The organism is Bacillus sp. SYZHCR11 (genome assembly GCF_057196865.1).
Genome location: NZ_JBXUND010000003.1, coordinates 183,442 through 196,361, shown reverse-complemented (window position 1 = coordinate 196,361; position 12,920 = coordinate 183,442). Strand labels below are relative to the sequence as shown.

Genomic DNA, 12,920 nt, shown 5'->3' with positions numbered 1-12,920 from the left:
TAAAAAAAAGCCGGCAGCGGCAGCCCGGCTTTTCGGAACATTATTTTCCTGATAAACGGATGACATTCCAGGACAGCGGAGTAAAATGTGCCGTTATCCCTTCAGCGTTTGCCGAAGACGTTCCGTTGGAGTGAGGAATGACTTCTTTTCTGTTTTTTTGATTGGTTGCTTTCATATCCTGATGCTCCAGCACGATATGCTCAATGATGCGGTAATCTTCAAACCCCCTCAGTTTGATCTCCGTTTCCATCGGTTCCTTGCTTTTGTTGACGGCAAAAATGGTCAGTGCTTCATCCTCTTCATGGTAAACGGCCGCGGCATCAACATACGGCACATCCGTAAAGTCCGCCGAGTCGTATTTCGGGGAGGTGATCAGCAGCTTCATCGAAGTCCCTCTCCCGTAGACTGAGGCGTGCATGTAAGGGTAAAAGATCGGCTGCCTCCATGCTTCTCCGCCCTTTTCAGTCATGATAGGCGCAATCACGTTGACAAGCTGGGCGAGACAGGCGATCTTCAGTCTGTCCGCATGCTGCAGCATCGTAATCAGCAGTGAACCGATCAACAGCGCATCTTCAAAATTGTAGATGTCTTCGAGAATCGGCCGGGCCGTAATCCATGGCTCCACTTTTTTATCCGCTTCATTTGAGTGATACCACACATTCCATTCATCTAAAGAAAGGTGAATCGTTTTTTTGCTGCGTTTTTTCGCTTTCATATAATCACATACGGCTTTGACGGATTTAATAAAATGGTCTAAATCCATAGACTTCGCCAAATAGTTCTCAAGATCATTTTCATGGTTGCCGTAATACGTATGCAGTGAAATGTAATCCACATGCTCGTACGTATGCTCAAGCACCTCGGCCTCCCACTCGATGAAGGACGGCATGCCGCTGTTTGAGCTTCCGCAAGCCACCAATTCGATCGTCGGGTCCGTCCATTTCATCACCTTTGCTGTTTCAGCGGCGAGCCGTCCGTATTCATGCGCCGTTTTATGACCGATCTGCCAAGGGCCGTCCATCTCATTTCCTAAGCACCATGTTTTGATGCCGTAAGGTTTTTCATATCCGTGCGATTTTCGTAAGTCGCTCCAGTATGATCCTTCAGGATGGTTGCAGTATTCGACGAGGTTCCGGGCGGCATCGATCCCTCTCGTCCCGAGATTGACCGCCATATTCACTTCGGCGTTCACTTTTTTCGCCCACGTTAAAAATTCATTCGTCCCCACTTCGTTCGTTTCTGTCGTCTGCCATGCCAAATCAAGCCTCCGCGGGCGGTTCTTCACCGGCCCGACGCCGTCCTCCCAATTGTAGCCTGAGAGAAAATTCCCTCCCGGATAGCGGATGAACGGCACTTGCAATTCCTTGATTAACTCCTGCACGTCTGTTCTGAAACCGTCCTTGTCGGCTTTCGGGTGTCCGGGCTCATAAATGCCTTCATACACCGCCCGGCCCATATGTTCTATAAAAGATCCGTACATCCGTTTGTCCACTTCACCGATGATATATTCTTTATCTGCTGTAATCCCCGCTTTTTTCATTACATTTCCTCCCTCTCTCTATCCCTTCACTCCGCCTACTGTGAGGCCGGAAATGAAGTATTTTTGGAAAAACAAGAATATGATGATCACCGGCAGTATCGCAAAAACGGACCCGGAAATCAGCATGTCATAGTTGTTGCCGTACGGACTCAGCAGCCCTGAAAGTCCGATTGGAAGCGTAAACATTTCTTTCGACCGAAGCACGATCAACGGCCATAAAAAGTTATTCCAGCTGTTTAAAGATTGAAGAATGATCATTGCTCCGAATGCCGGTTTCATGAGCGGCGCCATAATTCTGAAGAAAATGCCGAATTCGGTGCAGCCGTCCATTCTCGCTGAATCAAGCAGATCTTTCGGAAGTCCGAGCGCATATTGCCGGAAAAAGAACACGGCGACAGGCGACACAATAAACGGCAGAATCACCCCCGTATAAGAATCGATTAAATGAAGACCCACCGTCAATTTGAACAACGGGAGCATCATCACTTCAAGAGGCACCATCATAATGATCAGCACAAGAACGAAAATAATATTTCTGCCTTTAAACTCGTAGACACCGAGTCCGTAGCCGATCAAAGAGGAAAAAAACAGCGTGAGAACCGTGGTGAGGACGCCGAGCAGCAGGCTGTTAAAAAACCATTTAAAATAAATGCTCCCACCGTTGAACAAATAGGTGTAGTTATCAAGGCTCATCACATCCGGATCAAGACGCAGATTCAGCCCGATGCGCATCAGCTCAGATGACGGCTTTAATGAACCGAGCAATAGACAGATCATCGGAAAGATATACAACAGGCTCAGCATGATAAAAAACAAGGTAAACGCGACTCTGTACACGGAAAACATGTGATTGTTACGCAACGCTTATCCCTCCCCTTTAAACGAACCGGACAGTTTCAGTGAAACAAGGCTGACTAGTAAGATGACAAGCAAAAGGACAATTCCGATTGCTGCCCCGTACCCCATTTCGTTGTATGCAAGCCCCTGCTGATATAAATAACCGACAAGCGTGAGGCCGATATTGCCCGGGGAATTATTCTGCCAAAGCACATAGCTTTCCTCAAACATTCTGAAACCGCCGATCATACTGATCGTTAACACATAAACGGACACCGGCTTTAAAAATGGAAGGGTGATATGCCGGAACTTTTTCCACGTACTCGCCCCGTCAATTTCAGCCGCCTCATACAATTCTTTCGGCACATTTTGCAAACCCGCCAGAAAGTAAAGAATGTTAATCCCCATCCACCTCCATGACGCAAGCAGCACCATTAAAAACATGCCGGTACCTTTGTTGTTGAGCCAGTTTTGGGGTGATGCGCCAAGCTTCATCATCAGCTCGTTTGCAAGCGACGTATTCATTTCTCCGAACATCAGCCGGAAAATAATCCCCGCTACGATCGTCGATGTTAAAGCCGGTACAAACAGAGCCGATTTAAACACATTTCTGAACCTGACGAGCTTTGAATTCAGAATCACCGCTAAAAGAAGCGGCACCGGAATCAGCACGATCAGCGTCCAGAAGGTATATTCCAATGTGTTAAATAATGCCGTATAAAAGGTTGGATTAAGAAGAGCGGTATAATTGGAAAACCCGACAAATGTAATTTCTCCCGGCAGTATCCGCTGAAAGCTCATGATAAACACGCTGATGATCGGATACAAAAAGAAAACGAGAAACGAAATGATAAATGGCGCCGTAAAAAGATAAGGCGCCGCTTTTTTTGAATACAGCACATTGCGCCGGCGCGGCTTCTTCCGGACTGCAGAAACGGTTTGCGCTGTCTCTGTCTTTACAGGTCTCATAAAAGCTCCCCCGCTTTCACTGTTAAATAGGGCGGCTTCTCCTATTTTTCTAATTGCTCTGCCGCCTCGTCCAAGGCTTCCTCAGGTGTTTTTTCCTGCGTCTTCAGCGCATCGAACAGCACCTGTCTGACAACGAGATCAGCCGCTTTAGAGAAGTCTTCGTGCAGATAAATCGGATTGATCTCATCTTTTATTTCAAGGAGCGAGGAAAAAATTGACGTACCGTTCCGGAAGAAATCCGTGTACTTGTTTTTCTCCTTCAATTCTTTTGAATCCCACACGTCCCAGCGGAGCGGGTCAAAGCCGAGCACCGTCCACAGCTTTATGTTCCCTTCCTTTGAACCTTTCGCAAATCCGAGAAATTCTTTCGCGAGCTCCAGATGTTCAGCCTGCTTCGGCACGACGGTGGCTGTTCCGCCTAAACCCGCTGATCTGTCACCGCCTTCTTTCCAGGCCGGCATAGGGTAAATCGCCATTTTTCCTTTTAAATCAGGCATATAATCGATAAACCGTCCCATGTACCAAATGGGCATCAGCACTGAGGCTGCCCCGCCCTGATTCATAAAACCGTAGTATTCTTCGCTGTGATGGCCGCCGCCGGGAGCCGGCAGAAGGGTTTTATCATTTACCATGTCCTTTACATCATTCAGTGTATCTGTATTCGTCTTGCTGTTCAGAATCAATTTTCCGTTTTTGCTGTAGTAGCCTGACCCTTGCTGCGAAATCATGGATAGGAATGTAGCGGAGTCGTTTGTTTCAACCGTTCCCATCGGTTTCCCAGCGGCTTCACGCACTTTTTTTCCTGCCCGCCGGTAATCTTCCCATGTCTTAATGGAGGCGGGATCAACGCCCGCTTTTTTCATGATATCCATGTTGTAAAACATGACGGTCGTCCCCACATGTGTATCAAGGCCGTACAATTTTCCGTTTTTGCTGTATAAGGCCAGACGCGCTTCCACAAACTTATCGCGGTCTTTTTCAATCAGCGGCGTCAGATCGGCAAGCGGGATATCCTTCCCCTTCAGAAAGTTCGAGAACCGGCTTAATTCCACGTCGGCTATATCGGGAAGCCCCTCACCCGCGATCAGCGAAACCGATAAATTATCATGCATTTGTCCATAAGGATAAACAACGGTATTCAGCTTGATTTTGCGATCCGGATACTTCTGATTCCATTCTTTGACCATTTCCTGATAAAACTGTTCGTGCAGACCGTTAAACGTCCAAAACGTCAGCTCCGTTTCTCCCGGCCGGCCGGCAGTCCGTTCTTGTGAACAGCCGGCGGTAAACAAGAAGAGCATCATCAGCACCAAACATACAGCGGTCGTTTTTTTCATGTCATTACCCCTTCCACTTTAGGCCGTGCGGCTATTGATGCAAATGATGTGCAAAGAGCGCTGCATTTTCATTTATGATGGTTAAACCGGTATAACGGTCTCGCAGTGTGTGCGCATGCTTAAGCGCATCGCTGACAAGGTCCTTTTTTACACCGATCTCATCGAAACAGGCGGGACCTCCCGCAGATGAGAGCCACCCGGCAATTGTTTTGCCGTCGGGAAGCCCTTCATATGCGGACTGAATCGCCTCGCGAAAGTGCGGCGGCAGTTCAGCAAGCTTTTCGTGACAAGCCAGTTCTTTGTAAATATCACTCAGCACCGCGCACGCACAGCCGACCTTCGCACCGTGGAGAATCGGAGGCTGTTTTGCCTTCAGCATTTCCATCTCAATCCAATGCGAGATGTGATGCTCTCCTCCTGAGGCGGGGCGGGAGTGGTCAAGAGCAAGCATGACAAGACCCGAAACGATCAGCGCTTCCATCAGTATCTGAATGCCGGCCTCCGTTCCCATGGCAATGTCAGCGCGGTGATCAATGCACTGCCAAAGCGCGTCTTTCACAAGCTTCGCCCCGGCTTCTGAGTACGGCTCACCCGCAAGCCTGCGGGAAATCTCCCAATCAGCCAGCGATGTTATTTTCCCGAGCATGTCTCCGAAGCCCGCGGCTGTCATTGAACGGGGCGCTTCTTTTAATACATTCGTATCGGCAAATAAGGCGATGGGCGCTTTCGTTTGAATCGTCGTTTTGATTCCGTTTAATATGAGCGGCGCTCCCGCCGATGTAAAACCATCGACTGACGGAGCGGTGGGGAATGAGATAAACGGCAATCCGCGCTGATAAGCGGCAAACCGCGTAATATCGTGAATCGTTCCTGAACCGGCCGCTATGATAACATCCGTCTCTTCCGCGAGATTGATCAGCGTATAGACCAGTGTCCTCTCATCAGCCGCGGCGGCCCCGGCTTCATGCTCCGGAATGATGACTTTTGACGCTTTGATTCCGCCTGCCCTTAATTCGTCCGCAAGCAGACGTCCCGCCGCCTCGTACGTGTTCCGGTCACAGACGATGACCGGATGATTCCAGCATTTTTTTTGCAGAAATCTGAGAAGCTCTTCTTTTGCATTCGCCCCGATCACGATATCTTCTATTTGAATCGGTGAGCGGCTGGCCCCTTCCTTGTCAAACTCGGATTGAATGTCCTCAGGAGAACGTTTCATAAAAGGATTCCCTCCTTCGCTAATTCTGTCAGGTCTTTAATAGAATCAAGGACGATGTCAGGTTCATATAGACGGGGCTCCCCAAGTCTGGCCGACCCCGTCAGAACCAATATGCTTTTCATTCCGTACAGCCTGCCCATTGCGATATCAGATTCGAGGCTGTCTCCGATTATGGCGCATTCCTCAGGGGGAAGTCCGAGCGCTTCACATGCAGCCTCAGCCATCAGCCAAGACGGTTTGCCGATGACAAGCTCCGTTTTTGCTCCGGCGGATGCTTCAATGGCCCCGATCATTCCCGCGACATCCATGGCATGACCGCCTTCATTCGGAAAGGAGCGGTCTTTGTTCGTGGCGATGATGCGCGCGCCGGAGGAAGCCGCCTTAAAAGCGAGATTCAGATCCTTATAGGTGACGGTTTCATGCAGGGAGATGACAAGCCAGTCTGCCGCCTGCGGGTTTTGCGCCAGGACGACACCCGCTAAAACGAGTTCATCAGTCAGCCCTTTCTCTCCTAACACCCAGACCTTTGACAAAGGATAATGCTTCTTTAAAAATGATGCCGTCACACTGGAGGACAGCACGATGCTCCGTTCATCCGTGCGGATACCGGCACCCAGCAGTTTCTTTCGGCACATTGCTCTTGATAGATTGCCGCGGTTGCTTAAAAAGACAACGGCTTTGCCCAGTGACTGAAGGGTATGAACGGCTTCTTTTGCGCCGTCAATCAGCTCCCGCCCCCTGAATACGGTTCCGTCTAAATCAATCAGAAATCCGGCTGCGTCAAGTTTGGCCATAATAAGCATTCGCCCCGTGTTTTCTGTAAAAATGCTTATCATGCAGCACTCTGTCGATCGGACTGAGCTGTTTGTTCAGCATAAGCGAATGGTAGGCCATTTCCGCTACCGTTTCGAGCACAACGGCGTTATGCAGGGCATTCAGCGCGTCCGTTCCCCAGCAGAACGGGCCGTGGCTGTGGACGAGGACACCCGGATTTTGTTCATACGGTTCGTTTTGAAAGGTTTCGGCTATAACTTTGCCTGTATGATACTCGTAATCTTTCACAATTTCTTCTTCATACATTTCCCTCGTGCAGGGTATAGCGCTTTCAAAGTAATCCGCGTGAGTCGTTCCGAGAGCGGGTATGTCTCTTCCGGACTGCGCCCAGCTCGTCGCCCAGCGGGAGTGAGTATGAACGATTCCGCCGATAGCCGGAAACGCTTTATACAGATAAAGATGGGTCGGCGTGTCAGAAGACGGTTTCAGCGAGCCTTCCAAAATGTCTCCGTCCTCATTCAGGACGACCAGTTTGTCAGCGGTCAGCTCACTGTAATCGACACCGCTCGGTTTAATGACGATTCTCCCGCTCTCTCTGTCAATGCCGCTGACATTCCCCCATGTAAACGTGACAAGGTTATGTTCCTCAAGCTTCAGATTGGCGGCGAGCACTTCTTCTTTTAACGCTTCAAGCATGGCGGCTCCCCCCTTTCGCAAAATCACGGTTTTTAATGGCTTTCAGGCGTTTCATGACATTGTTTTCTTTACCGAAGTAGTGTACGAGCTCTTTATATTCCGCATATAAGCTGTCATAAATCTCAGCTCTTTCCCGGTTCGGGGCATAAAAGCCGTCTTTTAATTTCCCCATATGCGCGCATGCTTCAGCAATATTGGAGAATCCTCCGTTTTCCCGTCCCGCGGCGAGCGCTCCGAAAATCGCGGAGCCCAGTGCAGGTGCCTGCGGAGATCCGGATAATTGAATGTCCATATTTGTGACGTCTGCGTAAATCTGCATGACAAACGGATTTTTTTCGGCGATTCCTCCGGCTGCGTAAAGCTCTTCGACCGGAACGCCGTTTTCCCGGAACGTTTCGATAATCATCCTTGTTCCGAACGCCGTCGCTTCAATCAATGCCCTGTAGATTTCTTCGGGCTTCGTGTGCAGCGTCATGCCGAGCATCATGCCCGTCAAATCGGCGTCCACCAAGGTTGACCGGTTTCCGTTCCACCAGTCAAGCGCGAGAAGGCCGCTTTCCCCGGGAACAAGTTCTGCTGCTTTTTTGCTGAGCAGCTCGTGAATGTCTATGTGTTTATCCTCAGCTTCCTTCTCATAGTCTCTCGGAACGCACGTTTTGACGAACCATTCAAAGTGGTCGCCGACACAGGACTGCCCCGCTTCATATCCCGCATATCCGGGCAAAATGCCGTTATTGACGACCCCGCACATACCGGGGACGATATGTTCTTCCTCGCCGAGCAGCACATGGCAGGTAGACGTTCCCATGATCATCAGCATTTTCCCCGGCTCTGTAATACCGACCGCGGGCACTGACACATGAGCGTCGACATTGGCGACGGCAACGGCCGTCCCCGGCAGAAGCCCGGTCAGCTCCGCCATTTTTTCGGTCAAACCTCCTGCTTTTTCCCCGACTGAATAAATCGCGCCGCTTAATTTATCCTGTGTAATCGTTTTCATTAACGGGTTGAGCTTTTCGAAAAAATGATCCGGCGGATACCCCGTCTCCTCATTCCAGATTGCTTTGTAGCCGGCCGTGCAGTTGCTTCGCTTCAATGAACCGCACAATTGATAGACGATCCAGTCTGCCGCTTCCACAATCCGATCTGCCGCCTTGTATATATGCGGCGCTTCTTCCGCGATTTGCATGATTTTCGGGATCATCCATTCAGAAGAAATTTTACCGCCGTATCTTTTAAGGAATGTTTCTTTTGTGTCTTCAGCAATCGTGTTCAAACGGTCTGCATGTTTTTGAGCCGCATGATGCTTCCACAGCTTCACATAACTGTGGGGCTCCCGTTCAAATTCCGGCAGCATACAAAGCGGCTGCCCCGCGCCGTCTATCGGTAAAATCGTGCAGGCGGTAAAATCAATTCCTATGCCGATCACGTCTTTTGGATCAGCGCCCGCCTGCTCAAGCAGGTTCGGAATCGCCGTTTCCAGAACTTCGATATAATCGGCAGGATGCTGAAGCGCCCAGTCCCGAGGGAGTTTTTCACCCGTCTTCGGCAGCGTGCGGTCGATGACGGCATGAGTGTATTCTTTTACCGCAGACGCGATTTCTTCACCCGTGCGGACATTGACAAGCACCGCCCGGCCGGACAATGTGCCGAAATCAACACCAATCGTATACGCCATATCAATTCCCTCCCAGCCGGTATAATACGTCATTCCATTTCAGCTCTTTTTTCAGCTCATGTATTTCAGTATTGCGGGAAATAAAGATGCTTTCAATGCCTGCCATCTCAGCCCAGTCAAGCATCTGTTCAGCCGTAAGCCGGAAGGACATACAGGTATGGTGGGCGCCTCCCGCCAAAATCCACGCTTCCGCAGCTGTTTTCAGCGATGGCTCCGGCTTCCACAGCACCCGCGCCACAGGGAGATTCGGCATATCATGATCAATTTCCCTGCCTTCCGCTTCATTCAGAATGAGACGGAACCGCCCGCCGATATCAATGATGCTGGCGATGATGGCTGAACCGCCGATTCCGTTAAAAACCAGCCGGGCCGGATCTTCCTTCCCTCCGATTGAGAGAGGGTGGACTTCGATTTTCGGCTGATCAAGGGCGATCGTCGGACATACTTCAAGCATATGTGATCCGAGAATCATCGCACGACCCGGTTCAAAATGGTACGTATAATCTTCCATGAAGGAGGTTTGTTCTCCGTCCGCCATTATTTTCATCATTCGCACAAGGGCAGCCGTTTTCCAATCGCCTTCGCCGGCAAATCCGTACCCTTTTTCCATGAGACGCTGAACGGCAAGACCCGGAAGCTGCTTCATTCCGTGCAAAACTTCAAAGGAGGTCGAAAACGCTGTATATCCGCCCCGTTCGAGAAAGGCCGTTAATCCGAGTTCAATTTTCGCCTGTTCTTTAATGGAAGCAACTTTTGCTTCATCCCGCTTCGTTTCGTCGCTGATGACATACAATTTGTCGTATTCCTCATAAAGCGCCTCAATTTCTGCGTCGGTGACATTGTTCATCACCTCGGTAAGATCTCCGATTCCGTACCCGTCAACCTGCCAGCCGAATTGAATGTGGGCGCCGACTTTGTCTCCGTCAGTAACCGCCACATTCCGCATATTGTCGCCGAACCGGGCTACTTTAATATTCCTGCTTTCATTCCAAGCGGCAGCCGTGTTCATCCATTGCGAAATGTCATGTTTGACTTCCTCATCATCCCAATAGCCTGCGATGACTTTTCTCGTCTGCCCCATTCTTGACTGGATATATCCGTACTCCCGGTCTCCGTGAGCGGATTGGTTGCTGTTCATAAAGTCCATATCAATCGTTTCCCACGGGATGTCGCGATGATACTGGGTATGCAGATGAAGCATCGGCTTTTGAAAAGCGGAAAGACCTTCAATCCACATTTTCGCAGGGGAAAATGTATGCATCCACGTCACGACCCCGGCACAGTTTTCTTGATACTGCGCTTCCCGCAAAACCTCTCTGATCGTTTCAGATGACGTGACAACCGGTTTATGCCTGATCTTGTATCTTGATGACACCCCGCTGAGACCGTCACATATTCCCTTTGCGTGTTTATCGACAAGCTGCAGCGTTTCCTCTCCGTATAAGTGCTGGCTTCCCGTTACAAACCAAAATTCATATTCTTTGTTCTGAAGCACATTCATTTCCCCTTCCCATCAAAATAAAGCGCTTGCATTTTTAAATAAATATACGTACGAATATAAATAATAAAACTTTTATTCTTTTATTTGTACGAACAACTTTATTATAGTTAAGGAGGAATCAAACTGTCAATCTTTTATTGCAAGTAAAAAAGCCGGACACACATGCCCGGCTGATCAATTAATAGGAAGGCCAGCCTGAACTCCAATCGATATCATTGATGAGCATCTTCGGAATTCCGCTGTTTTCGGCATCATACGCATGACGCACTAAAATATTCCCGTTCACAATGTCTTGACCGCCCGGGCCTTTCCAGCGGTCATTGCCGGAATCAAGAATCGTCCCTCCGCCTTCAGACATGCTTTTCCCGCTTTTATCGAGATATGGGCCGGTGATGCTTTTGGATCTTCCATAAGCGATTTTGTACGTACTATTCACGCCTGAACAGCATTTATCAAACGACACCATTAAGTAATAGTAGCCGTTCTGGTAGGTGATGGCCGGCGCTTCCAAAGCTCCGCCGTTATTCGGTCTGGCAGCGATGGAATAAAGTGACCCCGTCGGTTTCATTGTATTTTTATCAAGCTTTGTCAGCTTAATGCCGCTCCAAAAAGAACCGAAGGCAAGCCAAGGGTTTCCGTCTTTATCAATTGTCAGCTCCGGATCAATTGCATTGTAGTTATTGGCGCTTGTCGAACGGATGACAAGCCCTTCGTCCTTCCAGTTTCCCGAACTGAGGCTTGTAGATGATGCAAGACCGATCGCGGAGGTATTTTTGCCGAATGAAGAAACGGCATAATACAGCCAATACTTTCCGTTAAAATATTGAACATCGGGGGCCCATTGATTCAGCCCGTAATTCGGCACATAATTGCCCCACCATGACAGCGGGGAAGTAAAGATTGATTTCTGAACGGTCCATACGCCGCCGCTGCCCGCCTTTAAGACGCGAAGCCCCCTCTCCCCTTCCAAACCGGTTCCGAAAGCGTACCACGTGTTTCCTTCCTTCGCCATTGTCGGATCGTGAAGCAATTCATTTGATGCCCCCCAAAACGCGGCAGATGCCGGAGATGAAGACATCATGAGCAGCCCGGCTGTAACGGCTGCGCACGAAAAGCGGATCATGCGTCTGAATCTGTTTTTCATTTGTAAATCCTCCCCTTTTTTAAAGCGCTTTCAAAAACATGTTGTCAGATTTTTCTATGTCTTTTCTTATTGTAGACGCAAGGCTCATATTTGTACAGACAAAAAAAAGAATCTGCTTAAAAAAGCAGATTCTTCCGTATCTTTATTGATAAGTAATACGGTCAACCGTTTCCCGGTCTAATTTTTTAATCACTTCTGTGATCAATTTTACCGTATTCTCATAATCATCCCGATGCAAAATAGCGGCATGAGTGTGAATGTAGCGCGTCGCGATCGTAATGGACAGCGCCGGCACTCCGTTTGCGGTTAAATGAATGGAACCTGAATCCGTGCCCCCTCCGGCAATGGAATCGAATTGATACGGAATTCCCGCTTCTTCCGCCGTGTTCACGACAAGGTCGCGCAGCCCTTTGTGAGATACCATTGACGCGTCATACAGAATAATTTGCGGCCCTTCGCCGATTTTGCTTTGCGCCTCTTTTTCAGAAATTCCCGGTGTATCTCCGGCAATTCCGACATCCACGCCGAACGCGATATCAGGCTGGATCGTATGTGCCGCTGTTTTCGCCCCGCGCAGCCCGACTTCTTCTTGAACCGTTCCGACCCCGTATACTTCATTCGGGTGATCACTGTTTTTCAGATTTTTTAATACATCGATGGCAATCGCACAGCCGATACGGTTGTCCCACGCTTTCGCCAATAAATGCTTTTCATTGTTCATCACTGTAAATTCAAAATACGGCACAATCTGATCACCCGGAAGAACGCCCCATTCCATTGCTTCTTCACGGCTGGACGCCCCGATATCGATGAACATCTCTTTAATATCAGCGGCTTTTTTTCTGGCGTCAGGAGGCAGAATGTGAGGCGGTTTCGAACCGATGATCCCCGTGATGTCCCCTTTTTTTGTCACGACGGTGACGCGCTGGGCCAGCATGACCTGAGACCACCAGCCGCCGACGGTTTGAAAGCGGAGAAAGCCTTTATCAGTGATTTGCGTCACCATAAAACCGACTTCGTCTAAATGCCCTGAGATCATGATTTTCGGACCGTTTTCTTTGCCGGTTTTTTTGGCGATTAAACTTCCCAGCCGGTCTGTTGTGACATCATCGGTAAATGGTTCTATGTATGATTTCATCACTTGTCTTACTTCTCTCTCATTTCCCGGTATCCCTTTTGCATCCGTTAACGCTTTCAGCATGGTGAGCGTTTCATCTAATTTTGTCAT

Annotated in this window: 11 protein-coding genes; all 11 read right to left on the bottom strand. The window is 49.2% G+C overall.

Annotation, left to right across the window (positions count from 1 at the left end):
- Window positions 1-40: 40 nt before the first annotated feature.
- Window positions 41-1,540: an arabinosylfuranosidase ArfA gene (gene arfA / locus AC2CGA_RS12785; protein ID WP_115996592.1), complete on the bottom strand. Its 1,500-nt coding sequence runs from the start codon at window positions 1,538-1,540 to the stop codon at window positions 41-43.
- A gap of 18 nt (window positions 1,541-1,558) precedes the next feature.
- Entirely contained in the window at window positions 1,559-2,386 is an 828-nt protein-coding gene (gene araQ, locus AC2CGA_RS12780; RefSeq protein WP_007612991.1) for an arabinooligosaccharides ABC transporter permease AraQ, read from the bottom strand.
- A gap of 18 nt (window positions 2,387-2,404) precedes the next feature.
- Complete coding sequence (gene araP, locus AC2CGA_RS12775; RefSeq protein ID WP_003152513.1) at window positions 2,405-3,346, bottom strand: arabinooligosaccharides ABC transporter permease AraP; 942 nt, start codon at window positions 3,344-3,346, stop codon at window positions 2,405-2,407.
- 41 nt (window positions 3,347-3,387) lie between these two features.
- On the bottom strand, window positions 3,388-4,683 hold the full coding sequence (araN, locus tag AC2CGA_RS12770; protein ID WP_003152512.1) for an arabinooligosaccharides ABC transporter substrate-binding protein AraN: 1,296 nt from the start codon (window positions 4,681-4,683) through the stop codon (window positions 3,388-3,390).
- Between the two features lie 31 nt (window positions 4,684-4,714).
- Window positions 4,715-5,899, bottom strand: coding sequence for a sn-glycerol-1-phosphate dehydrogenase (locus tag AC2CGA_RS12765; protein ID WP_003152511.1), 1,185 nt, complete (start codon window positions 5,897-5,899; stop codon window positions 4,715-4,717).
- On the bottom strand, window positions 5,896-6,702 hold the full coding sequence (gene araL / locus AC2CGA_RS12760; RefSeq protein WP_395941149.1) for a sugar-phosphatase AraL: 807 nt from the start codon (window positions 6,700-6,702) through the stop codon (window positions 5,896-5,898). The genes AC2CGA_RS12765 and araL overlap by 4 nt, the downstream gene beginning before the upstream one ends.
- Complete coding sequence (gene araD, locus AC2CGA_RS12755; RefSeq protein ID WP_003152509.1) at window positions 6,680-7,369, bottom strand: L-ribulose-5-phosphate 4-epimerase; 690 nt, start codon at window positions 7,367-7,369, stop codon at window positions 6,680-6,682. Before araD ends, araL begins: the two co-directional genes overlap by 23 nt.
- On the bottom strand, window positions 7,362-9,047 hold the full coding sequence (gene araB / locus AC2CGA_RS12750; RefSeq protein ID WP_044053513.1) for a ribulokinase: 1,686 nt from the start codon (window positions 9,045-9,047) through the stop codon (window positions 7,362-7,364). The genes araD and araB overlap by 8 nt, the downstream gene beginning before the upstream one ends.
- Window position 9,048: 1 nt before the next feature.
- Entirely contained in the window at window positions 9,049-10,542 is a 1,494-nt protein-coding gene (araA, locus tag AC2CGA_RS12745; protein WP_022552845.1) for an L-arabinose isomerase, read from the bottom strand.
- A gap of 184 nt (window positions 10,543-10,726) precedes the next feature.
- Window positions 10,727-11,692: an arabinan endo-1,5-alpha-L-arabinosidase AbnA gene (abnA, locus tag AC2CGA_RS12740; RefSeq protein ID WP_003152504.1), complete on the bottom strand. Its 966-nt coding sequence runs from the start codon at window positions 11,690-11,692 to the stop codon at window positions 10,727-10,729.
- Between the two features lie 142 nt (window positions 11,693-11,834).
- Window positions 11,835-12,920 (bottom strand): M42 family metallopeptidase, encoded by a 1,086-nt coding sequence (locus AC2CGA_RS12735; RefSeq protein ID WP_484480209.1) that lies wholly within the window; start codon window positions 12,918-12,920, stop codon window positions 11,835-11,837.

Bases quoted from the DNA above. Each gene is read 5' to 3' on its own strand.
- arfA (WP_115996592.1), bottom strand. From the start codon at position 1,540: ATGAAAAAAGCGGGGATTACAGCAGATAAAGAATATATCATCGGTGAA.
- araQ (WP_007612991.1), bottom strand. From the start codon at position 2,386: ATGTTTTCCGTGTACAGAGTCGCGTTTACCTTGTTTTTTATCATGCTG.
- araP (WP_003152513.1), bottom strand. From the start codon at position 3,346: ATGAGACCTGTAAAGACAGAGACAGCGCAAACCGTTTCTGCAGTCCGG.
- araN (WP_003152512.1), bottom strand. From the start codon at position 4,683: ATGAAAAAAACGACCGCTGTATGTTTGGTGCTGATGATGCTCTTCTTG.
- AC2CGA_RS12765 (WP_003152511.1), bottom strand. From the start codon at position 5,899: ATGAAACGTTCTCCTGAGGACATTCAATCCGAGTTTGACAAGGAAGGG.
- araL (WP_395941149.1), bottom strand. From the start codon at position 6,702: ATGCTTATTATGGCCAAACTTGACGCAGCCGGATTTCTGATTGATTTA.
- araD (WP_003152509.1), bottom strand. From the start codon at position 7,369: ATGCTTGAAGCGTTAAAAGAAGAAGTGCTCGCCGCCAATCTGAAGCTT.
- araB (WP_044053513.1), bottom strand. From the start codon at position 9,047: ATGGCGTATACGATTGGTGTTGATTTCGGCACATTGTCCGGCCGGGCG.
- abnA (WP_003152504.1), bottom strand. From the start codon at position 11,692: ATGAAAAACAGATTCAGACGCATGATCCGCTTTTCGTGCGCAGCCGTT.
- AC2CGA_RS12735 (WP_484480209.1), bottom strand. From the start codon at position 12,920: ATGACAAAATTAGATGAAACGCTCACCATGCTGAAAGCGTTAACGGAT.